We start from the raw sequence: 23,519 nt of genomic DNA on the forward strand, positions 1-23,519 counted from the left end.
ATAATAAGTGCATGATCGAAGACTGTCTGACGTGCCGAGGAACAATGGACCTCTCAGGCCTCATTGCATATTGCAGCGCGCTGGCTATCGCCGCCATCATTCCCGGTCCCCAGATCGTGGCAATCGTGGCACAGTCATTGCGATCCGGGTATCGCCTGGCCGGGTGGATGACGGCCGGCATGGTGCTAGGCGACATCATCTATCTGGCAGCAGCGCTCGCTGGCCTCGCTTACATCGCCGAAACGTTCACGACCCTATTGATCGTTATCAAGTGGGCCGGTGTCGCCTACCTAAGCTGGCTTGCCGTGCAGTTCTGGCGCGCCGATCCCACGGCCGGCTCCATCCCTGCTGCCCACGAAAGCGGTCGGAGCGCGTTCATGTCCGGCATTCTCATTACGCTCGGTAATCCCAAGTCCGTCCTATTTTATGTGTCCATTTTGCCTACGGTGATCGATGTTTCGAGGGTGAGCATGGCGGACGCCTTGCTGCTTGCAGCTGTCACCGGAATAATCTTGTCGATTGCGCAATACCCCTTCGCGCTGGCCGGTGCGCGGGCCCGGCACGCGCTGAGCTCTCCGCGCGCGGTGAAGTTGATGAACCGCGGCGCGGCGGTCTGTATGGGCGGGACCGCAACGGCGATTGCAACACGTCAGTAAAAACTTTCCGGTTGGCCGCTTTCCACCCCAATTGCGAAGTTTAGCGGCTTCCTGTTCGCGATTCGATCTCCCTTGGCGTTGTTTAGCGGAAACTAACGCTGCGCCCTCGAGAGGATACCCTTGGCCTCGAGCGCCAGCCGCCGGTCAAAGTCGACCTGCGCGACATTGTCCTGCGCTTCTGAGACCTTGACCCGCTTGTTCAGGATTTCGACTTGTCGCTCCAGGTCGGCAATGGTTGTACGCGTAAAGACTTCCATGCGTGCACCCAACTGATCACGAAGCCGTACGAGCTCGTCGCATTCCCGCTTTAGCGCCGTAACATGTTCAACGGCGGTCATATGGTCTGCCTGCAGCGACGTCAGTATTGCGCGGTTCACGCGAGCATTGTGTATCAAGGCGAGCGGTTCGCCTGCCAATACATGCGCACCAACTTTTGGGGGTGCTTCTTGGAGCTCGCCGTCGATAGGAGCGTTCACGATCGCAAATCGTGCATTCACTGTACCGTCGAGGCTTGTAAAGCCAGTCAGGCTGGGCAGCATAAGAACGATGACAAGCGCCAGCAGTGATAGGCCGACCAGAATACGGGTGATGCGGTGGTTCCAAATCATTGGCACTTCCGAAAATTTATCAACCGCAAGATACTCATGTGAGGCTAGCGCAAAGTGAATGCAACTCCATCTTGTGGTGATCTAGGCGCGTCATAGCCACGGGCAAGAGGAAGCTCTGCCAGATCGCTTGCCATTGAGAAATCAATGTATGTGGCGGCCCGGGCCTATTCCGGATCCTTCGGGTGTCGCCGGGCGTGCTCGGGGATGATCACGCCGGGCAGCGTCTGGCTAGCCCAGATGTGGACGGCGTCGGTCAGATCCAGCGGCTCGTCAAGAGAGCCGCCCTTGATGCAGACATCGTCCTCCCGGTCCTTGTCGCCATCCCAGAGGCGCGTTCCGCAGTTCGGGCAGAAGAAGGAGACGATGGTCCATCCCGATTTCGTCGACCGAGACCAGCTGCGGATCTCGCCGTCCAGGAGGCGCAGGTCGACGCTTCGGAAGAACGCCGATATCCCGAACGCCGAGGCCGATTGTTTCCGGCATTCGCGGCAGTGGCACACATACAGGACGAGAGGCGGGCCTGCGAGTTCATAGCGCACCCTGCCGCACTGGCAACCGCCCGTGAGGGGCACTGCCACAGACATCGAGGCCTCCATCGGTTTCCCCTCCCATGTGTTCGGTGCAGCCGCCGCGAGCGAATCCGAAGTCGCAAAGCCGCTCCGGTCTTTCTTCCCACTGCCTTCCAGAAAGGCGCAATCCTATTTCCGAATGGGACTTATGAAAAGCCCTATAGCCCCTGGCTGTCGTTTTGCAGTTAATCGGGTCTTCCTCAATTTTTGTGGTTAACAGCCCGTAGCAATGACGCGGTCACGGGCTGGCATGCGGACGAAATCGAAATGGTCGCCATTCATCTGCTCGAAAAGGATGTCTGCGTCGTCTGTACGCTGCAGGCCCTCTTTTCGTCCAAACTCGGCGAGCACCTCGTCTTCAAGGGCGGCACTTCGCTTTCTAAAGCCTGACGTATATTTCTAATTCTAGTAATTCAGAGAAATTGGGGGTTCAATTTTGGGCGCGCTGGCGTTCAAGGGCGACGACAAGAATTCGGTACGCCGCGACCTATCGAGCGGGCCAAAAGGCCATGCTGCTGGCGCTGGAATTTCCAGGCATCACCGAGGCAGCATGGCGCGGATCGCTTTTCCGCCAGCGCATTACTGCCGGCCGATGGCGACGAAGTCGCTGCCGGATCGGCTTCGCCATTTCTTGGTGGCTGCCGGTTAGATTTTGTTAACCATGTCCTAGCAGTTTGGGTCACCCACAAGATACATGACGCGTTGATTCTATCCCGAACATCAGCCTGCAGTTTTATTTCCAGGATCGTCGATGTCTTCCATCACGACAAATGTGGCATCGATTGCCGCGCTTCAGACACTGCGTCTCCTCAACTCGAGTTTGCAGACGACAGAGGGTGTAGTTTCCTCCGGCATGCGCGTTGAAACGGCTTCGGATAATGCTGCCTACTGGTCGATCGCAACCACCATGCGCTCGGACAGGGCGGCAGTTTCGGCAGTCCGGAATGCGCTCGATATCGGCGCGAGCGTCGTCGACATGTCATATGAGGCAATGGACCATGTCAAAGATGTCCTCAGCGAGATGCGGGCCAAGCTGGTCACTGCAAACGATGCCAGCGTCGACAAGTCGAAGATACAGGAGGAAATTTCACAGCTTGCCCAATCGACCGTCAGCATTGCCGCCGCCGCGTCGTTCAACGGAGTGAATTGGCTCACAACGAATATCCATGATCTCTATGAGGCTATCCCCAGCGACAGATCGGCGAAATTAACGTCATCGTTCGTGCGCGGCGCTGACGGCACGGTCTCCGTGGGCGCGACGATGTTTGACTTGATCAACACGTCACTGTTCAACAGCGAGGGAGACGGGATCCTCCAGGGCGATCCGCGCAGTCCCGGGACGATAGGTGGCATCCGGCCGTACGAGAACTGGTTGACCCCGGATATCGGCAATGATTATCAGCCCAACTATCCCATCGCGGGTATGCCTGCGACCCTCCTGCAATACATCCCCTACACCGTGGTTGGCGACGACGATGTTCCCACGCCGATCGTATTTTCGAACACCGACACAATAACCTTCGACATCACGATCGATGGCGACGACCCGTCGCAAGGTTTGGCCGGCCCGCTCAATCCCGGCATCACGACGACTGGCATTACGATCGACTATGCTCTCGTCAATTCGGTCGCAGGTGCGTCGATCGACAATGCGACGGAAATGGTCGCGGTACTGAATGCCGCCTTCCAGGCAAAAGGGATTGATACTCTGGTGAGTGCATCCCGTCCGATGATTCATCCGTCGGGTGCCCCGCCCTACCCCGATCCAGCTCACTATGAGATCATGACGCTCGAAAACTCCGGCCTCGACGGATCACAGGTCCAGATTTCGAACTTCTCCTCGACCATCAATGTCGGAAGTCTCGGCGACGCAAATAGCTATGGGATTCTCGGATCGCTTATCCCTCTGACTTTCGAGCCATTCAAGGTGTTCAAGGACGTCGTTATCGATTTCACATTCGGGGTCAGTGGCGAGCCCACCGAAACGCACGCGATCGATCGAAACACGGTCAATGCGATCCTGGGAACGACGGACGGATGGGTGAACACGGCGGACGACATGGTCACGATCTTGAAGGCGCTCATCACCCGTCCGAACACGATCATCGAGGCAAACGGTTCGAGCATTCTTGTCAGGTCTGATCCACTCGACGATCGACTGAATGGCGGAAAAACCGACATCGGATTTACCAACATGTCCGTCAACGTCGAGCCAATTCCGGAAATGGGCGTGCTGGACATCGACATCGAGAAATATCCCGGCGCCGTGAACTCGTATCTGAACAGCGTCGACATCATGCTTGCGCGGGTCACCAGCGGAACCGCCGCGCTTGGCGCGTTGAAGAAGCGAATCGACCTCCAGGCTTCCCACACGGAGACGATGATCGACGCGATCAGTTCCGGAGTAGGACGACTGGTCGACGCGGACATGGAAGAAGAGTCGACCCGGCTGGGCGCCCTTCAGACCCAGCAGCAACTCGCGCTCCAGTCACTGTCGATCGTCAACAGCGCGCCGCAAGCCCTCCTCAGCCTGTTTGGCTAGTGCCGGTCGACGGCAGCTACTGAGGTCTGCATCGAAATCGCGTAGCGGGCCGTGGGATCGGAAATTCAATGGACTGGGCAAGCCTTTGCTATCATGCCAATTTGTCCGCTTACGGCGGACTCGCAGCATGACGCTGCCTCAGGCTGGGAGGTGGAATTGGGCCTGTTTTCAGATTTCGCGATCGCCCTGGTGCAAACTTAGACCCGATCCTGCGAATGACCGCAAGGGGCCGCAAGCGGAACGCCGGTTATTGGGCTTCGCAGGCGGGAAAGCAGCCGTTCCGCTGTTCCTGGGTCAGCGGTGTCGCGGCGGCTCTTGGCCCGTGGCATAGCGGCCGAGGCGCATAAGCACGGCGATGCGAGAGTGGGCACTTCGGGCTCGCAACAGCGCTATCGGTCATGACCGAAATTCATCCCAAATCCGCGGGCCTACGGCCCCCTATCGTTGGGAGTTCTCCGAAAATAGCCGTGACCTCGCCATCGCGGTCGATCCGGCTATGACGATCCCAGGCGGCATCGGCAGCCACAGAAACTGCGGGCCGTAAACGACCACTTCCGGATGGTGCAGAGGGAATGGGACAGCCTGAGCCAATGAGTCTCAGGACCATGGATTTGCAGGCGGACCGGAGGCGATCACCCCGCAAAACGAGATGATCGCCTGCCGTATTGCTCGGAATGCGATCCGAGGCTCTAGGACAGCGAAGCTTTAAGCCCGCATCTCCTTTTCCCACCAGCCGCGGGTATTCACGTTAGCGGCATCGGCGAGAGCTTCGAGCTCTGCAACCTCGTCGCTGGAGAGCGTCATACTGGTCGCGCGGACGAGACCGTTGATGTAGTCGGGCCTGGTCATGCCGATAATCGGCGTCGTGCCCTTGGCGATGGCCCAAGCAGTTGCGACGTCGGGAGCTGCTGCGCCCTGCTTCTCGCCGATCGATGCGAGCTTATCCGTCAGTGTCTTCAGCTGAGGCAGCATTGCATTGTAAGTCTCCGCCCGGCGGCTGCCCTCCGGCAGCGGGTTCTCTGGACCGTACTTGCCGCTCAGCGCACCCTGTTCAAGCACCATGTAGGCGAAGAAAGGGATGCCATGGTTGCGGCAGTGGTCGAGGATGCCGGCATCCTCGGAGCTGCGATAAAGGAGGCTATAGTGGTTCTGAACGGCCTCGACCCGAAACCCGGCTTCGCCAAGGATCTGATTGGCCAACGCGATTTCGCTCAGATTGTGATTCGAGACGCCGACATGTTTGACCTTCCCGCTCTTCAGCAACGGGATCAGGTGCGGAGTCCACCGCGCGACATCGGCTGGATTGTGAATCCAGTAGAGGTCGATATAGCCCGTACCAAGGCGGGCCAGGCTCTGCTCCAGCATGTCCGCCACCGGATTTTCGCTCGCCCCCGCAGCCTGCGGGGTGAACTTCGTGGAGAGCTGGTAGTCGCTGCGGGCGAAGCGCTTCAATACCTGCCGCAGAACAGTTTCGGAACGCCCCATGCCATACACCACGGCGGTGTCCCACAATGTGAAGCCGGCCGCAAGCGCCTTGTCCGCGACGTCTTCCAGGCTCGCTTTGGTCAGAGTGCTGCCGAAATAGCCGTCGCCAGTCTCGCCGCTGTCGCCCCAAGCCCAGGTGCCCAGGGCGACCGTTGGGATCTGCAGATTTTCGATTGTCATGTTTGCTCCATACTTGTTTTGCGGCCCGGCTATGACCCAGGCGCCGCCAACACTGTGATGCGCAGCGGCGCCGGACCGTTAGCCTGATGCACCGGGATTACTGTCCGATCCTCCAGAAGCCGCGCGGATTCGCCTTGCCGCCCTTCCACGCGCATGCGATGGTCCGGTTCATGCAAATATTGACCGAAATGGCTGCCGTGATTGCTCGGAACGTTTCGAAGGACGGCTTCCAAGCCACCCCCCTTGAACGCGTTTGGCTTGTTCGATCCTCCACGGTGACGATGCCAATGCCGAATGTCTACCGACCGCAGCTGTGCCTTGTCGTGCAGGGGCAAAAGCAGGTCACACTCGGTGACCGCGTTTTCAGATATCAACCAGGGCGCTATGGGATCGTGACCTACGACCTGCCGGCGACAGGTCAGGTGGTGGAGGCAACGCCTGACAAGCCCTATCTCTGTCTGTACCTCGATTTCGATCCGGTCATGCTGGGGGAGTTGACGTTGCGTGTGCCGCCGCCACCGGGAACGCCCTTCGCGCCTATAGGCAAGACCGTGTCTGACGCCGATGCCGGCCTGCTCGACGCGGCGATACGGTTGCTGCGCCTGCTCGACGATCCGGCAGCAATGCCCGTGCTCGGGCCGCTTGCCGAACAGGAAATTCTCTATCGCCTGCTCGCCGGCCCGGCCGGCGCCAGGATGCGCCACATCACCTCCAGCCAAGGTCGGGTAGCCCAAGTTGGCCGCGCCATCGCCTGGATTCAGCAGAACTTCCGGGAACGGTTCAGCATCGAGCGGCTTGCCGCGGAAGTGGGCATGAGTCCGTCGAGCCTGCACGAGCATTTTCGGTCTGTGACGGCGATGACGCCGCTACAGTTTCAGAAGCAACTCAGGCTGCAGGAGGCACGGAGCCTGATGCTGGTCCAGGACATCGATGCAACGACTGCGGCCATCTACGTGGGTTACGAAAGCCCAACGCAGTTCAGCCGCGAATACCGCCGCCATTTCGGAGAGCCGCCGGCGCGCGACATAGCCCGATTGCGCGCTTCACCCAATTTGGCAGTGGTCGCTTGAGTTCAGCTTATAACGTCGGCGCATCAACGTTCAGTCTTGAGGATCGCCCCTTGCCCGAAGAGGCCTCCAGAAAAGTCGGAGTTCCTCGGCCAGCGCCTCGGGTTGCTCGACTGCCGCGAAATGACCGCCCGCGGGCAAATAGGTCCAGCGTACAACGTTGAGCGCGCGCTCGACCAGGAACGTGGCGGTATGGGCAGCTCACGCGGAAGACGGCCACTGCCTCGAAGGTCAGCGGCTGAAGGCGCATTTCCTTGTACAGGCGCAATACGCCGCGATGTTTCCGGAGAACCAGTAAATCGAAATGTCGGCAAGTAAGATGTCGATGGGATCGCGCACTCCATCTCGCCGCCGCAATCGCTCCAGGCGCGAAATTTCTCGGCACGCCGTCGAGTATTCTATCACCGACCTAGGGCGCACGCTCCAAACTCCCTTTGGCGCAGTCTACGACTGGGCAATCTACCACCTCGACGATATCGAGGAGGCTCAGCGACGATACGATGTAAGGGGCGGGCTCTCAGCAGGCGATGCGGGGAGATGAGCGCCATCGAGATGCTACTTGACTGCCACTCCGATGCTTCGTTCTCGAAGGGCAAGCTAACGGTCCGCTGTGTACCCGTGTTGGCTGCTTCCGAATGACCGACAAGCAGGCGCTTTGCGGATCGGCCGGTACCGACACCTTTTAAGACCTTCCCTAAGCTGACCGGTAAGTTCCGACCCCGATGCGGCCGTTCAGCCGGTCGTCGCATTACGATGTGCATTTTCTCAAAGGCTTATTCCGATCGCCCACATGTGGTAGTGTGAAATTTGGCTGAAACTCTGGGGACGCGCTCTGTGGAACGCCGCTTGACCGCGATTCTGGCCGTCGACATGGCAGGCTATAGCCGCCTCATGGAGCAAAATGAGGAAGATATCCTTACGCGTCAGAAGGTGCACCGCACGGAGTTGTTCGATCCGCAGATCGCAAGTCGTGGAGGCCGCATCGTCAAGACCACGGGCGACGGGATGTTGGTCGAATTCGCTTCGGCACAGGATGCCGTCCGCTGCGCCATCAACATCCAGGTGGCTATGGCGAACCGCGAGGGAGCGTCACCGGAAGAACGCCGCATTCTCTACCGCCTCGGGATCAATCTCGGGGATGTCCTCTTCGAGGATGGAGATATCTTCGGCGATGGCGTCAACGTGGCTTCCCGCCTTGAGGGGCTGGCGAAGCCAGGCGGCATTTGCATCTCCGACATTGTACATCAAGCGGTCGCGGATAAGATGAAAGTGCCTTTTCGCGACATGGGCAACCAGCGGGTGAAGAATATCTCCCGCCCCATCCGGGTTTGGCAGTGGACACTCGACGCTTCGCTTCCTAGCCCGGAGCTTCCCAAAGCTGCGCAGCAACAACAGGTACAGTTCGCCACTGCCCCAGACGGAGTGCAGATCGCGTGGGCCAGTATTGGCCAAGGGATGCCGGTGCTGAAGGCACCGAATTGGCTGAACCATCTGGAGTATGAATGGCGCAGTCCAATCTGGCACCCATGGCTGGTCAGGTTGGCGAGCATGTGCCGGCTGGTACGATTCGACCAGCGAGGAAATGGCCTATCGGACTGGGGCGTCGAAGCTGTATCCGAGGGGGCAATGACTGGCGACATGTCGTCCGTCGCAGCCGCTGCTGGACTGAGCCGGTTCGCGCTTCTCGGCATTTCGCAAGGATGCTCATTCAGTGTCCGCTACGCCGTGGAGAATCCCGAGCAGGTGACCTGCCTCGTCCTCTTGGGCGGATTTCTTCGGGGTCGGCTCAAGCGGACGCAACCGGACCAAAAGCACCTTTATAAAGTTGGGACGATGATGATCCGCGACGGCTGGGGCTCGACCAATCCAGTCTTCAGGCACTTTTTTACAACAACCTTCATGCCCGACGCTCAGCCCGAGATGGCTGCGAATTTCGACGAACTTCAGCGCATTGCTACGAGTCCGGAAGCGGCGATGCGGATCTGGAAAATGAACAGCACGGTCGATGTGACGGAGATGGCGAAGCAGGTCAATGTTCCGACGTTGGTCCTGCATTGCATCGGCGATCGCGTCGCGCCGATAGAGGAAGGGCGTCTCATGGCTACGCTTATTCCTAACGCGACCTTCGTTGAGCTTCCTGGAAACAATCATGTGCTCATGGAGGACACGGCTGCCTTCGAACAGTTCTTTGACGAGTACTCTAGGTTCCTGACAGCGCACAACCAGTGAAATATGGCCCCTATGGGCGCGCAAAGCGGCTCTTCAGCGGTTTCGCTTTGAACTTCTGCTGTCCACCCCAGTCGTAGCACCGACCAAAGCAGAAGGGCTGCTTTCGGTATTCGCCAAGGCCGCGCGAACGACAGAAATGCAGGCGCTTTGCCGCCCGGCAGCATTGGCAATCGGTCGGTGGTGTCTCTGACCGCATTTCTGCTAAAGCTGGGAAGCAAATCGCCCGCGATGCACCAACTGCCGAAGTGTGAAGGGCGCAACGGGCTGATGGGCCTCTCGCTCACCAGGCCTCTGGTCTTGAAGGAGGAGCGCTAGGATGAGCACCGACCTGGATACCGTGCGGTCCTATGATACGGTCGCTGCGGAGTACGCTGCCGAGGCCGCGGCGATGCCCGAATGGGTCGCGACAGAGATCGATGCGTTCGTGACCGAGCTGGGCGGCTCGGGCAGGGTGCTGGAGATCGGAAGCGGTGGCGGGCGAGATGCACTTGAGCTTGAGAAGCGGGGAATTAGCGTCCGGCGCACCGACATTTCAAAGGGTTTCGTCGAACTGCTTCGCGAAAGTGGGTTCGAGGCCGACCTATTGGACCCGCTGACCGAAGACTTGGCCGACCCGCAGCGTCCCGGCACGCCGTACGACGGGGTCTGGGCCTGTGCCTGCCTGATTCATGTCGTGCGCGAGGATTTCGGCACGGTGCTTGGACGGCTTGCCGAGGCGACCCGGGCCGGTGGCCGATTGCACGCCTCCGTAAGAGAGGGCGAAGGCGAGGATGTGTCCACACACGGCAGTGCTGCAGCGCCTCGGCGCTACGTCGAGACGTACTGGCGCGAGTCTGCCCTGCGGTCCGCACTCACAGACGCCGGCTGGATCGTCAGCGAGGTACGTCGGTGCGTCGGAAAGCCCCATGATCGGTGGCTGAGCGTTCGGGCGAGTCGGGCGTGACGCACACAGAACTTGCGGAAATGGCCGGTTGTGGCACGACTATGAACTCTAGGTGGTCACCGCAATGCCGACTTCCGGGCGAAGGCAAAGACCTCCTCTGTGGCCAACATGCAGGCGCGAAGCAGCCGTGGCTCCGACGATCGCCGCGGAGCGCACCGCTCAATTAGATCTCTGAATAACTAATTTTTCCCCCAAGCTTGTCGGACGGGAAGACTGTTAATCGTCTTAGAAGGCCAGCCTATGTGAACGGCGCAGAGGGAGAAGTGCATGTTGCTTAAAGACCGAAATGCAGTTGTTTATGGTGCGAGCGGCGCAGTTGGAGCGGCCGTGGCAAGAGCGTTTGCCCGAGAAGGCGCTCGCGTCTTCCTGGCGGCACGTCAACGAGATCGTCTCGATGTCGTTGCTGACGACATTCGCTTGCAGGGTGGAATGGCAGAGCCGCTGCCCGTCGACGCGACCGACAAGCATGCCATTGAGGCGCAACTCGCGCTGATTTCCGGGAAGGCGGGCCCGGTAAAGATAATGTTCAATGCGATCGATTGGGGTGACACGCAGGGCGAACCACTCGGGACCATGTCACTCGAGAAGGTACTTCGACCTGTCCAAACTGGTCTCACGACATGGTTCTACACCGGAACTGTGGTTGCGGACCATATGGTACGCCACGGAGGTGGTTCGATCGTGGGTATCAGTGCGAACGCGGGACGCCAAGCGTTCCCGAATGTGGGCGGATTTGGCATTGCTTGTGCTGCCGTTGAGCATTTTTTGCGACAGTTGGCAGTAGAAAATGGGCCCTTTGGGGTAAGGGTCAACTGGGTTCGTTCACCGGGCTCTCCAGATTCTCCCGGCGTTCACGAGGTTTGGTCTTTGGCAGCGCGTGACCGTGGCATGACGCTCGATGAAATTCATAAAGAGTTCGCCAAGGACACCCCCTTGCGGCGCGTGACGCCGCTCGCGCAAATAGCTGACGCGGCAGTACTCTTGGCCAGCGACTTGGCAGCGGGCATGACAGCCACCATGGCAAATGCGACAGGAGGCGCGCAGATCGATTAAGTTGGCTGTTGGACGCTGCCGGCGGCTGACGCGGCGATGATGCCGAGCGACGGCCTTGGCGGTCTGAGTTTTGCCAATCTCCTCAGGTTTTGGGCGGTTGCCGCAAGCAGGAATTCGTCACTCGTACCGCATGAACCTCGCAGCCTCAAACGCGCCATTCGGAGAATACGTTTGAGATGAGCAAAGAGCATTTCCACCTTCTTGCGGCGATGCCGGGAACGCTCGTAGTCGGGTATGGTGGCAATTGCTCTCGCCACATTGCGGGCATCTTTGTTCAGGTCGCGCGGCACCTTCCGAGCGGGTGTATTTGGGCAGCACCGTTGCCGCAGCTCACAGGCATCACAGTCGCCCTTTCGGAGCGCGATAAAGCCGCGTGCCTTCGCTCGTGATCCCTGATCTGGGCGTTGCATAGGTTCGGTGGAACTGCTTCAGCTCCTTACCTGCCGGGCAAATGTAGCGATCATTCTCAGCCTCCCAAGTGAAGTCCGAACGCGAGAAGGCCCCGTCGGTCCGGTTCGACTTGTCGAAGACAGGAATGCGCGGCGCGATCTTCTTGTCACCAGCCAGGCAAGATTGTCAGCAGAACCGTAAGCGCTGTCGGCGGCGAGATAGTCTGGCTTTAAGCCGAAGCGGTTCTCGGTCCTGTCGATCATCGTGCGGGATGCTCCGACCTCCGCCTGGCGGATGGCAAGCGTCGCCTCCACATCAAGAATGACGCCGTGATCAGTATCGATCAGATAGTTGGTGGCGTAGGCGAAGAAGGCATGTCCTTTGTGGGCACCAGTCCATTGAGCTGCCGGATCGGGCCGTGAGATGAACTTCGGTGTCACCGGCGACGCCGCACCAAAGGCCGCGTCATCGAGGGACCGCCAGTTCCTGCACCGAGCGACCCGCATCGTCTTTGACTTCCCATTCCGCGCCGGGCACTGAGCGCTGCTTGTTGGCGTCCGCCGCGATCAAGCTGGCATCAACGGCAAAGCCTTCCGCGCCCACAAGCCCTTGAGCAAGGCAGCGCTCCACCACCGTCTCGAACATGTGCCGCAGGATGCCGCTTTGCCGGAACCGGCCATGACGGTTCTTCGAGAAGCTGGAATGATCCGGTACCCTGCCCTCCAGCAAGGCGGCAAAACCACCGATATGCGAGATTGAGATGGACCTCCTCGCAAAGTCGCCGTTCGGTACTGTCCCACCTCGAATCCCGCGTCGGTGAGCGCGTGCTGGAAAACCAGCTGCACTGATGCCTCATCAACCACGAGCAATAATGTGACCGGCGTCATCTGGCATCGCCACCGGAAAACAAAAGGCTGGTTCGGCAACGCGTAATGGGCGAAACGGGTCCGCTAACGGTCGTGTTGGCGCAGTCGCAGCACGGCGATGCGTCTGCGATTCGATCAGACTGCGCTTCCATTTTCCGCATTGGACCAGAACGAAGTGTCGTCAGCGCCCGTGAAACCTAAGTTCTATCTCGCACTCGCAGTGTTGTCTGGCACGAAACAATACCAGGGTGGTCGCAAGCCAACGTCCAAAAGATTGCGAAAGACACCCTGGCGCCACGATTGAAGAGATCGGGATTTCAAAGCATGCGCGGCTTGAGCAACTATTAAATAATACTATTCCCGTCGGCCATGGCCTTGCACATCTCGAAAGTCATGCTCGATCTTTAAACAAAATGCGCTCCATGCGGACAAAATCGAACAATGCACGATTTTTCAGTAACCTGCCTACCGCCCAGGAGATAGTCGGATTCTCAAGTAACCATTCGGTTCTCTGCAGCCTTGTACTGGCGTTATATTTCTAACATCAGATCATATATTTATGCTCGCATTGGTAGAATTGCCCCGATATCGCCTCCATTCGATCATAATGTCTCCTTATTTGCCACAACCGCCCTTATATGCTTGATTTCGTAGCGTTTGGAGCAATTTCGTTGCGTACTTGAAGAAAGGAAACACGGATGCTGAAAGCGTTTCGCGGCGCCGCGCTGGCCGGCCTCGCATTATTAATACCCCTGGGACCCGCCATAGCTGCAACCGCAACTGGCAATATGACCGTCCGAATTACAATCCAGTCCGAGTGCAAGATCCAAACGGTGAGCGATCTCGACTTCGGCACTGCGGGCGTGATCGACGCCAACATCGACCAGACCAGCTCGATCGGCGTTCAATGCACGTCGGGGCAAACGTACAATGTGGGTTTGAGCGCCGGATCGGGCGCCGATGCAACGACAGCCGTTCGCAAGATGACAGGACCGGGCGCAGCGACCATCAATTATTCCCTCTACCGCGATGCGGCGCGGACCCAAGTCTGGGGCGTTACAGTCGGTACGGATACCGTTACGGGAAGGGGCAACGGCGACGTGCAGAACGTCACCGTCTATGGCCGGGTTCCGCCACAAGTCACACCGGAATCGGGGGTCTATACCGACACGGTAGCAATCACCGTCACCTACTAGAACTCGTCAGCTCTGGAGGCCCGCCATGCTACGGATGCTTTCATGCATTGCCGTGACTGCGCTCTTGATTTTGAATGTGCCTGTTGCAAACGCCGCCTCGTTGAGGGTGGCTCCCACGAATCTCGATCTCGTCGCGCCCGACAGCGCGGCCGTGCTCAACCTGACCAACGATGGCGATCATCCGATCAATGTCCAGGTCCGCGTCTTCAAATGGAGCCAGACTGACGGCGCCGAGCAGCTCGAACCGACCACGGACGTGGTTGCCAGTCCGCCAGCGACCAAAATGGGTCCAAACGCCGAATATGTAGTTCGGGTGGTGCGCACGAGCAAAGCGCCTGTCCGCAAGGAAGAGACCTATCGCGTCATCGTCGACGAGCTGCCGGATCCCTCCCGGGCGAAAGCCGGGACCGTCACGCTGATCATGCGTCACTCGGTTCCTGTCTTTTTCCGGAACCCCGAAGCCAAGGCTCCCGATGTCTCGTGGAATCTCAGCCGACGCGGCGGCAGCCTGTTCCTGACCGGCAAGAACAGCGGCGACAGTCGCTTCCGTCTTTCGAACGTAACCCTCAAGCAGGGGGCCACGAAGGTCGGCGGACGCAACGGCCTGGTCGGCTACGTTCTTGGCGGTGCAACGATGCAGTGGCCGGTCGGCAGCGCAAAGTCCCTCTCCAGCGGCAGCGTGACGTTGCAGGGCCAGAGCGATCTGGGACCGTTCGATGCCAACGTCGCAGTTAAGAAGCGCTAGCGTCGGGATCGTCGTTGCGGGCACCATTCTTTCTGTCTCGGCGCTGAACGCGCAAGAAGTTCCAAACGAGCCGGCGGCGACCGAGATCGGTGAAACGCCTGCCGGCGCGCGCGATGTCCTGCTTGAGGTGTTCATCAACGACGCGTCGATGAAGATGATCGGCAGTTTCAAGCAGCAGCCGGACGGGTCGCTCGCTGCGACCGCCGACGAACTCCGCCAAGTGGGGATCAAGCCGTCGGCGGACACTTCCGACGACGCATTGGTCGACCTGAACGATCTGGCTGATCTGTCGTACCGGGTGGACGAGGAAGCCCAGCGGCTTTACGTGACAACGACGAATGAGGGCCGCGCGCCGCGGATGATCGACGTCAAGCAAAAGCAAAAGAACGAAGTCCCGGAAGCACAGTCCAGCTACGGCGGCGTGCTCAACTACTCGCTGTTTGCCAGCTCCAACACGCTGTTCGATGACCATGTGAATGTATTTCAAGGCGTATCGGGATCGTTCGACGCACGGTTCTTCAGCCCCTATGGAACGCTGAGCCAGTCGTTCCTCGCTGGCTACTCCAATGGCGAGCTGGACGGCATAACCCGACTCAATACGACCTGGAGCTATTCGGATCCGAAGAGCCTGATGACGTATCGGATGGGCGACTTCACGACCGGAGGGCTCTCATGGACCCGGCCGGTTTATTTCGGCGGCATTCAGGCGCAGCGCAACTTTTCCCTCCGTTCCGACCTGGTGACCGAGCCGCTTCCGGCATTCGAGGGAACGGCTGCGGTTCCCTCGACGCTCGAGATCTACAGCCAGAACGTCCGGACCTATTCCGGCGACGTCCCGGCCGGACCGTTTCAGGTTACCAACCTCCCCGCTTTTGCGGGCTCCGGCGAAGCCCGCGTTGTTCTGCGCGACAGCCTCGGCCGCGAAACGACCCAGACGCTGCCATTCTACTCATCGAACTTGCTGCTGCGCGAGGGCTTGATCGACTTTTCGGTGGAGGCCGGCGTTCCGCGCCGCAACTTCGGAATTGAATCGGACGACTACGACGATCGCATCATGGGGGTTGCAACGGCGCGCTACGGGCTCACCGATTGGCTGACGCTGGAGAGCCATTTCGAGGGCGGCGAGGATCTCCTCAACGGTGGCATCGGCGCCGCCTTTCCACTAGGCCCCTGGGGTGTGGCGTCGGTCGCCGCTGCCGGAAGCACGAGCGACCGCGGCTCGGGCGCGCTTTTTAACGCATCACTGGAAGTGAGCAACGGCGACTGGTCGATCTATGCTCGCATGCAGCGCGCCTTTGACAATTACGACGATATCGCCTCGGTCACCGCGGAGCCGGCGTCTACCAATTCGGGGGATCTGCCGATGTTCAGTGCAGGCGTTCCCCGCGCCCTCGATCAGGTGACGTTAAGCGTTCCGGCACCGCTCGACCTCTCGAGCCTCAACTTTTCCTATACCCGCCTGGAAAACGCCGATGGGGAAAAGAGCCAGATTGCCGGCCTCTCCTACAGCCAGACCTTCAAACGCGCGACATTCTACGCCTCGGCCTTCACCGATCTCGAGGACCGCGACAGCTTCGGGATCTTTGCCGGAGTTTCGATCCCGCTCGGAGACAATGTCTCCGCCAACACAGGTGTCGAAAGCGGGCCTGACGGGTTCAATGTCGTTGCCGACATTTCCAAGTCGGAGCAGCAGGAAAACGGCAGCATCGGGTGGCGGGCGCGCACATCCGAAGGAAAAGTCTCCAACCGGGAAGCCGCGATCAGTTACCGCACGCCCTTTGGGAGATTTGAAGGCGGCGTACAGCAGTACGACAGCGATTTCCGTGCCACCGCTCAGATGGACGGCGCCGTCGCTATCGCCGCCGGCGACGTCTTTGCCACCAATCGGATCGACGACGCTTTCGCTGTCGTCGATGTCGGAACGCCGGAGGTCGAGGTCCAGCAGCAAAACAGGCCCGTCGGCAAGACCAACCGCAGCGGTCGGATCCTCGTGCCGAATCTCAATTCGTATGAGCCAAACACCGTATCGATCGATCCGAAAAATCTGCCCGTCGATGCCGACGTGCCGGCAACCAAGGAAGTTGTCGTTCCCGCAGACCGCAGCGGCGTCGTCGTCAAGTTCGGCCTATCTGACGCACCGCAAGCCGCACTCGTCACGATCAAGGACCAGAACGGAACGCCCCTTCAAGCGGGTCTCAGCGGCAATCTGCAAGGTTCAAGCGACGAGTTTGTCATCGGTTATGACGGTCAAGCCTACATCCGCGGCCTCGGCGCTCGGAACGCGATCGACGTCACTCTCGATGAGGGCAGCAAATGTCATGCCGAGTTTTCCTATAAGCCTCAGCCAGGAAAACAGGTGGTGATCAACGATGTAAAATGCCTATAGCCAAGGAACGGTAGATGCTACGCACGATCGGTCTCCTGCTTTTCTTACTGTTGCCTTCTTTGTCCTTTGCGCAAAGTTGCAGCTTCAGCACCTCCAACATGAACTTCAGTGCGGTCGACACCTTGTCCGGCAATCAGGTCAATTCGACCGCGACGATCAGCGTCAATTGTACCGGAACGCCGCTGCAACGCATCCTGCTCTGTCCCAACCTCGGTGCCGGCAGCGGCGGCGCATCCTCGGCGACTGCCCGGCAGATGCTGAATGGAGGCAACTCCCTGAATTATCAGCTTTATGCGGATTCAGCCCGGAGTGTGATCTGGGGATCCTATAGCTGGGCCTACGCCGCCCGCTCACCCGCGTATGCGCTGACGCTGAGCGCCCTGGGAGCAGCCTCTGGCACGATTACCGTCTATGGCGCGGTGCTGGGCAGCCAGCCAGCGGCTGCAACTGGAACGTACCTCTCGAGCTTTTCCGGAACCCACGCCCCCTTTCGATATCGCTACACCACCAACAGCAACTGCAATGCAGCCTCGGGAACTTCGGCCACGACGTCGTTCAGCGTCAACGCAAGCGTTGCTGCCAATTGTCTCGTCTCCGTGCAGAACATCGACTTCGGCACCAGGGGCGTCCTGAACGCCAATGTCGACTCCACCGGTTCGGTGACGGCGACCTGCACGCCTGGAACGACCTATACAATCTCGTTGAACGGCGGCGCCACGAACTCAGCGCCGACGGCGCGCAAGATGTCGAGAGGATCAGAAACCGTCACCTATGGTCTTTACAAGGACGTGGATCGCTCGCAGCCGTGGGGGGATGCGACCACACCAGGCAGCACCGTCGCGGGAACCGGAAACGGGGCGGATCAAGTCTTGACCGTCTATGGCCGCGTGCCCCCGCAGGACACGCCGAACCCCGGCACCTACACCGATACCGTGGTTGTCACGCTCACCTATTGATGTGAAAGGCGCAGCTTGCCGCATCCGACAAGCGGCGGAATTCCCGGGCAGTCAGGAACACCGGAGGGTTGGTATCCCGATCTTGAACCGTCGCGCAATCGGCTAACGCATCGCAACGACCATTTTGCAGAGCTTGACAAGGCTCGCGTCGAACCCACCCGAACGCAAGACGTCCTTGCAGCGCAATTTTGCCTTGGCTTTGTCGATCGCAGACATTTCGTTCAAGGCCATGAAAGTGCTGCGAGGAATGCTGCCGGCCGCCCTCACGCCGCTGGAGCCCACGGCGTCCTCCGAAGGCGGCCCGATAGTGGATTCGACAAGAGCATCTTCCGCAACGCCAAGTGTTGCCGAGGCGGTTGCCAGGCGCGATCCGCCGAGGCTCGCATCGACATCAGCATTGACACCATTCGATCCGCCGATGCTGGCAGCAGTGCTGACGTCGAGGGCGGAGTTCCGGCCGCTCAGGGATGTGCTGCTGTTGATCCCGCCGGAGCCTCCAAGCGATGCGTCCACGCTGACCCCGCCGCTCGAGCTGCGGCTGACACTGGCGTTAACTCCTTTGGCGCCGCCGACAGAGGCGTTCACACCACCCCTGCTGCCGCTGACGCTGACGCCATTCTTGCCGCCGATGTCCAACGCGTTTGCGTCGAGCGGCGCGATCAGAGCCGTGCAGCCGATGGCCAGGACGGCGATGGTCGACGTATAGTTGCTCATTTCAACCTCCAAAGTTGATCTCGTGCCGAACCCGATGTCCGGCAGCGAAACAATTGGAAGCGCGCGTCTCCTGTTGATGAAAGGCAATATCCAGAGTGGCTACGGCCTCTCGCCATAGTCACAAGATAGAGTGAACTCGAAAATCGCAAAGTAATTTCATTGGCTAACGGCATGTAGTTGCGGAAAATGCTAAAGCTTTGTGAACAACAAATGTAAGTTTAGAACTTTCAGGATCGGGTAAACAACTTAGAACACCATCGCAAAGTGCCGGTATTCGCACAACGTTGCCAGATTATGCTGGTCACTGTTCGGCGTCGGGTGGAGATCGGTGATTCCACAATCCGAAGACGCCTTGAATCGATAGGATAATTCGGAATAGGAGTGAAACCAATCCCCGCCACTCTCCGTTCCGGCTGAATGGCCTGGGACTCAAACAGACGCGGCCTGACCGCCAAGAGAACGCCGCCGCCAATTACAAGCGCTGCCTGGATTCTCGCGGCCCGTCGATTTCTCAGGTGTCTTACATATCGCCCCAAAAGGCTTGGAACGGCCCATCGGGCTTCTTTTCTTACCGACCGGCCCCGCGAGACCTTACGATTTCGCGCCCTTGGCAACACCAGTAAATACGCGCCCCCAGGAAAGGGGATGAAGGCTCTTCCAAGGATAACGCGGCGGCCCGTCAATCCACTGGAGGAGAAACGACGGCGCGATCGGACGATTGGTTTCTTGGTGGCGACTGAATTGTCGGCAATGCTCTGGGCCGGCCTGTTTCTCATGCTCGGACATCTTTAACCATCCTCTGCCGCGCCAACGGCTGAGGATGTTTTCGCCTTCAGCGACTTGCCTACCCACGGGTATCGGGTGTTTGCGCCACACCTCTGAAGCAGCGGTTAATTCATCGCAAACCAGTCTGGTGATACAAACTTGAATTCAGCCAGGTTTTAGGAAGAAAGATGACGTCAGGCAGTTGGGAGCAGTTCGCCGGCAATCTTGCGTTTGTGACGCTTGCCGTGGCCATGTGGGCGCATTTCTCGGTCTGGTACCAGAAATCGCTGATCGGGCTTGGAAAACCTCTTTGGGGGATGATCGCTGGCGCGACGTCCGTCGGCTCCATGATGCTCGCGATCCAGTTTGAGTCAGGCATCTACATCGATTTGCGTTTCGCTCCGCTGGCACTAGCGGGGCTCTTTGGCGGGGCGATATCGGCCGCGATTGCGGCGATCCCGGCAATCGTGTTCCGTGGCGTCGTCGGTGGTGCCGGTGCCTTCGATGGTATCGTTGCCATACTTGTCGTCACCGCCATAGGCGTGGCAACTCATTTCTCCTTTCGACGGAGAACGCCTGACTTCCACAAACTCGCGGCTCTGACCACTGGGCTTGCGTTCGGATTGTCCCTCATCTTGGTGACCCTGCCCAGCCTCACTAAATCGGGGGCGGCGTCGGCGTTTGGCGTCCCGCTTGTCCTCATGAACTGCGTGGCCACGATCGTCTGCGGTCTCATCATGCTGAAGACCGCAAGAGTAAAGCTGGAACGGCGGGTGCTGGAAACCGCCTTCTCGCAATCGCCCGACTATCTCTACGTGAAGGACCGGGACAGCCGGTTCATTGCCGTCAACAACAACATGGCGCAACTTTTTCACTATTCCTCGCCGGCAGAAATGTTCGGTCTTACTGATTTCAGTTTGCGTACTGCTCCGGATGCGGAAGACTTGTACCATCGAGAGCAGGAGATCATTCGTACCGGCGCGCCGCTTGTCGACTTCCTCGAACGTATGGGAGACCGTCACCTCCTGGCTTCCAAAGTTCCGCTGCGGGACAGCGAAGGGCAGATTATCGGCCTTGCGGGCGTGACACGGGACATTACCGAACGCGTCGATCTCGAGCGTGAACTCCGCGAAAAACGGAACCTGCTGACGCTTGCGATGAATGGCATGTCCGAAGGCTTCGCGATGTACGACAAGAAGGGCTTCCTTATCTTTTGCAATGAGCAGTATCGGGATGCCTTCCCGTTGTCGCGTGACGCGCGGGTGGTCGGTACGCACATCACTAAAATACTTGAGCGCGTGATCGAAACTGGCGAACGAGCCGGCTTGCCCGAGGATCTGCCTGAAAATTGGATTGAGACCACGGCCGCAAATTTGCATGTAAACAAGGACGAGGAGGTCCAACTCAAGAACGGTGAATGGCGTGCCCTCAAGACACGCCTTGCGCATGACGGCACAGCGATGGTGGTGGTGTCGGACATTACCGTGATGAAGCAGGCTGAAGCGGCGCTCCAGCTTTCGGCACAGCAACTGAGATCGCTGGCCGACACGGACGGGTTAACGAGCCTGGCGAATCGTAGGGCCTTTGACACCGCCTTCGCGCGCGAGGTGGAGAAGTGTCGCGATACCCAGGTCCCCTTGAGCGTTCTGATGATCGATGTCGACAGGTTCAAACTGTACAACGATACCTACGGTCATCTTGCCGGCGACGAATGCCTGCGTGCAGTAGGAAACTGTCTGGGCAAATCGGTGAAACGGTCGACCGATATTGTCGCCCGTTACGGTGGTGAGGAGTTCGTAGTCTTGCTTCCGAACACTGATGAAAGTGGGGCCGTGGTCGTCGCGGAAGACTTCAGGCGTCTGCTCAGCGATGAAAACCTTCCCCATGCAACCAGCGAATTCGGCAAGGTGACGGCCAGCATCGGGATTTCGTCGGCCAGAGGAGACGCCTTGCATTCCCACGCGCAGAGGCTCTTGGCAGCAGCGGATGCGGCTTTGTACCAGGCGAAAGGACATGGCCGCAATCAGATTAAGCTACAACCTTTTGCTGAACAGGTCACGGCTGCAAAGGTCGGTAATGGCCGTCCCGCGATCACGCGATGAGTCACGTTACGAAAGCGATGAATGGGTCCGACTTTTGAGGACATATGGTAATCAGCATGACCTTCGATCCGCAATGGTTTGAGATCGGTGCTGTCAGTCCGGACTTGGAGGTACCTAGACACACGCTACCCACAACAGTCTCATTCTGGCTGCTAAAATTTTGCAAACATACCCGCGCTATCGCCGATAGCCAGCTCGTCCGCACAGTGACGTCATCCACGCTAGCAGATTGACTATCTGCCATGACTGCCCCCTTTGCTCGTATCCCTCCCATGGCTTGAAAAGTATGGTCCCACGCATGCCCCTCACTCGCCTCAATCTGCCGCCGGGTCAGTTGTGAGACATTAGGTCAGGTAGCGTAGACTAAACAGCTGTTCATCCTTTCTTGCCATTCTGTTCCCTTTATTACGCCTTTTGGCTTAACCTACTGATTGCCGAGTTCGTACTCGCCGGCGGGGAACGACAGGCGTTCCGGATCCTCCTCGACTTCGCGCTGGGCAAGCTCGATAGCGAAACAGGTCATCCTATTCTAGAGCAGGCCGACGCCAGACGCTTCCGGGTCATTTAGGCGTCTACCGCTGTTAATCCGTGTCAGCTTGCCGGGTTGCGCGCCGTGACGATCCACGCCGCGCCGTCGATCATCACCGACCGCTCACCGGGGCAGCCCGCGAAGGCGGCACGGACCGCAGCCGAGGCGCGGGCGCGGATATCGTCGGGCTGATCAGCGAGAGAGCGCGCCAGAGGGCCGACCTCGAGTGTCATCTTCACCGCGTCGTCGAGCGCTGCATCCCGCGTGTCCCCCTTGCCGAACGGGATAGAGGCATCGAATGGCGCGATTGCCCATCGGCAAGCGCACCCAATCGTTCTCGGCCATGCCGCGCCAGCAGACGAAAGCGACCCGCGCGCCCGGCTTGAGCGCACGGCGCATATGCGCGAACGCCGCCGTAGGATCGTCAAAGAACATCACTCCGAAGCGCGAGAACAGGATGTCGAACGCGCCCTCGGGCAATTCGATGCTGCTGGCGTCGGCCACCTGGAACAGGGCCGGCGTATCCTGCGGCGCTAGCGCGCGCGCTCTGCCGATCAGCGGTTCGGATATGTCCACGCCTAGCACATGGCCCCCCGCGCCGACGCGGGCGGCCAGATCCAGACTAGACGCCCCCGCGCCGCAGCCGACGTCCAGCACGCGTTCGCCCGGGGCGGGCGCGGCGGCTTCGATCGCGGCCTGGCCGAACACCGCCATCATGGCATCGAGCCGGGCCTGGTAGGCGACCCAGCGCTCCCCGCTTTGGCCTTTCCAGTCGGCTACCTGATAAACATCTTTCTCTGCCATGCCATATCCTTGTTCTGATCCGTTCTTAACCAGGCTATCCGCCCGCGTGGTCGTTGCCACCGTGCGCGGCGATGAACATGGCGACGGCCGACCGGCAATAGGATTCGATTTCGTTGTCGTCCTCTGCTCTCGCCTCATCGAAGCGTGCGATAATCAGGAGATCGCATCCTTTGAAAAGCGCAGCAAACAAGCGGGCGGACTGGAGGGGATCTGGCACGTTCAGAACCGCCTTCGCGTGCAACTGACGCAACAGGGCCTCGATTTGGGCGATGATATGGGCGGGGCCGGCTTCATAATGGAGCTTGCTTAACGACGTTTGATTGGTCTTGTCGGCCATGACCATGGCCTCGACACCGCTGACGTCTGGGCGCAACAGCGTGCGAAGCAGGGATGATCCCACCGCCATGAGCTGATCTTCGACCGAACCGTCGACGCCTTCAAAAAGGGCCTGCGGTAAAAACTGATGGCAGCGGGCCGTAAAGGCCGCCCCGAATAGCGCCTCCTTGTTCTCGAAGTGCTTGTAGATGCTGAGCTTGGATATCTTCGCTCGCTGGGCGACCTTGTCCAATGTCGTCGCGTGGAAACCCAGTTCCGCAAAGAGTTCGCTCGCGGCGTCGACTATGGTTTGGCCAAGCGCCTCGTTGGCGGGCCGGCCGCGCCGGCTCTGGCTATTTTTGCTCACGACAATTATAGTCCTTGACAGTATCCTAATTCTTGAATTACGATACCATGTA

The 23,519-nt window shown here is 59.2% G+C and carries 16 protein-coding genes and 3 pseudogenes; 12 read left to right on the top strand and 7 right to left on the bottom strand.

Going from position 1 to position 23,519, the window contains the following annotated elements; translation table 11 throughout:
* Positions 1-44 precede the first annotated feature (44 nt).
* Entirely contained in the window at positions 45-656 is a 612-nt protein-coding gene (locus AM571_RS34765; protein ID WP_074065429.1) for a LysE family translocator, read from the top strand.
* A 104-nt stretch (positions 657-760) separates the two neighbouring features.
* Here the strand turns inward: AM571_RS34765 and AM571_RS34770 are convergent.
* Positions 761-1,264: pseudogene (locus AM571_RS34770) on the bottom strand (hemolysin D); the annotation flags it as partial.
* A gap of 164 nt (positions 1,265-1,428) precedes the next feature.
* Entirely contained in the window at positions 1,429-1,848 is a 420-nt protein-coding gene (locus AM571_RS34775) for a GFA family protein (RefSeq protein WP_074065753.1), read from the bottom strand.
* Positions 1,849-2,100: 252 nt separating this feature from the next.
* On the opposite strand from AM571_RS34775, the gene AM571_RS36810 reads away from it, so the two are divergent.
* Together AM571_RS36810 and AM571_RS34785 are read left to right on the top strand one after the other, a co-directional pair.
* A complete protein-coding gene (locus AM571_RS36810) occupies positions 2,101-2,223 on the top strand; it encodes a hypothetical protein (protein WP_420493414.1) in 123 nt (40 codons plus the stop codon).
* A gap of 361 nt (positions 2,224-2,584) precedes the next feature.
* Positions 2,585-4,375 (top strand): flagellin, encoded by a 1,791-nt coding sequence (locus tag AM571_RS34785; protein WP_074065431.1) that lies wholly within the window; start codon positions 2,585-2,587, stop codon positions 4,373-4,375.
* A 705-nt stretch (positions 4,376-5,080) separates the two neighbouring features.
* Here the strand turns inward: AM571_RS34785 and AM571_RS34790 are convergent.
* On the bottom strand, positions 5,081-6,040 hold the full coding sequence (locus AM571_RS34790; protein WP_074065432.1) for an aldo/keto reductase: 960 nt from the start codon (positions 6,038-6,040) through the stop codon (positions 5,081-5,083).
* Positions 6,041-6,210: 170 nt separating this feature from the next.
* On the opposite strand from AM571_RS34790, the gene AM571_RS34795 reads away from it, so the two are divergent.
* From AM571_RS34795 to AM571_RS34815, 4 genes are all read left to right on the top strand, one after another.
* Positions 6,211-7,110, top strand: a complete 900-nt coding sequence (locus AM571_RS34795; RefSeq protein WP_074065754.1) for an AraC family transcriptional regulator — start codon at positions 6,211-6,213, stop codon at positions 7,108-7,110.
* 843 nt (positions 7,111-7,953) lie between these two features.
* Positions 7,954-9,336, top strand: a complete 1,383-nt coding sequence (locus tag AM571_RS34805; protein WP_237358630.1) for an alpha/beta fold hydrolase — start codon at positions 7,954-7,956, stop codon at positions 9,334-9,336.
* Positions 9,337-9,652: 316 nt separating this feature from the next.
* Entirely contained in the window at positions 9,653-10,279 is a 627-nt protein-coding gene (locus AM571_RS34810) for a class I SAM-dependent methyltransferase (protein ID WP_074065434.1), read from the top strand.
* A gap of 267 nt (positions 10,280-10,546) precedes the next feature.
* Positions 10,547-11,332 carry an SDR family NAD(P)-dependent oxidoreductase gene (locus AM571_RS34815; protein WP_074065435.1) on the top strand — a complete coding sequence of 262 codons (786 nt, stop codon included), beginning with the start codon at positions 10,547-10,549 and terminating at the stop codon, positions 11,330-11,332.
* On the opposite strand, the pseudogene AM571_RS34820 reads toward AM571_RS34815, so the two are convergent.
* Positions 11,329-12,512: pseudogene (locus AM571_RS34820) on the bottom strand (IS1182 family transposase); the annotation flags it as partial. The gene AM571_RS34815 and the pseudogene AM571_RS34820 overlap by 4 nt on opposite strands.
* 774 nt (positions 12,513-13,286) lie before the next feature.
* Between AM571_RS34820 and AM571_RS34825 the strand changes: the two are divergent.
* Genes AM571_RS34825 through AM571_RS34840 form a run of 4 tightly spaced genes read left to right on the top strand, consistent with a single transcriptional unit; the run spans position 13,287 to position 17,871 of the window.
* Positions 13,287-13,784, top strand: a complete 498-nt coding sequence (locus tag AM571_RS34825) for a spore coat U domain-containing protein (RefSeq protein ID WP_074065436.1) — start codon at positions 13,287-13,289, stop codon at positions 13,782-13,784.
* 25 nt (positions 13,785-13,809) lie between these two features.
* Positions 13,810-14,529 (top strand): molecular chaperone, encoded by a 720-nt coding sequence (locus AM571_RS34830; RefSeq protein WP_074065755.1) that lies wholly within the window; start codon positions 13,810-13,812, stop codon positions 14,527-14,529.
* A complete protein-coding gene (locus AM571_RS34835) occupies positions 14,501-16,915 on the top strand; it encodes a fimbria/pilus outer membrane usher protein (protein ID WP_074065437.1) in 2,415 nt (804 codons plus the stop codon). Before AM571_RS34830 ends, AM571_RS34835 begins: the two co-directional genes overlap by 29 nt.
* A 14-nt stretch (positions 16,916-16,929) precedes the next feature.
* Positions 16,930-17,871 carry a spore coat U domain-containing protein gene (locus AM571_RS34840; protein ID WP_074065438.1) on the top strand — a complete coding sequence of 314 codons (942 nt, stop codon included), beginning with the start codon at positions 16,930-16,932 and terminating at the stop codon, positions 17,869-17,871.
* A gap of 102 nt (positions 17,872-17,973) precedes the next feature.
* Here AM571_RS34840 and AM571_RS34845 read toward each other — a convergent pair whose 3' ends face one another.
* Complete coding sequence (locus tag AM571_RS34845) at positions 17,974-18,585, bottom strand: hypothetical protein (RefSeq protein ID WP_074065439.1); 612 nt, start codon at positions 18,583-18,585, stop codon at positions 17,974-17,976.
* Positions 18,586-19,538: 953 nt separating this feature from the next.
* Between AM571_RS34845 and AM571_RS34850 the strand changes: the two genes are divergently transcribed.
* A complete protein-coding gene (locus AM571_RS34850) occupies positions 19,539-21,452 on the top strand; it encodes a diguanylate cyclase (RefSeq protein ID WP_074065440.1) in 1,914 nt (637 codons plus the stop codon).
* Positions 21,453-22,043: 591 nt separating this feature from the next.
* On the opposite strand, the pseudogene AM571_RS34855 reads toward AM571_RS34850, so the two are convergent.
* Positions 22,044-22,785, bottom strand: a pseudogene (locus tag AM571_RS34855) (class I SAM-dependent methyltransferase).
* A 34-nt stretch (positions 22,786-22,819) separates the two neighbouring features.
* Positions 22,820-23,467, bottom strand: a complete 648-nt coding sequence (locus tag AM571_RS34860; protein ID WP_074065441.1) for a TetR/AcrR family transcriptional regulator — start codon at positions 23,465-23,467, stop codon at positions 22,820-22,822.
* Positions 23,468-23,519: the final 52 nt, after the last annotated feature.

It is taken from the genome of Rhizobium etli 8C-3 (assembly GCF_001908375.1).
Lineage (GTDB): Bacteria > Pseudomonadota > Alphaproteobacteria > Rhizobiales > Rhizobiaceae > Rhizobium > Rhizobium etli_B.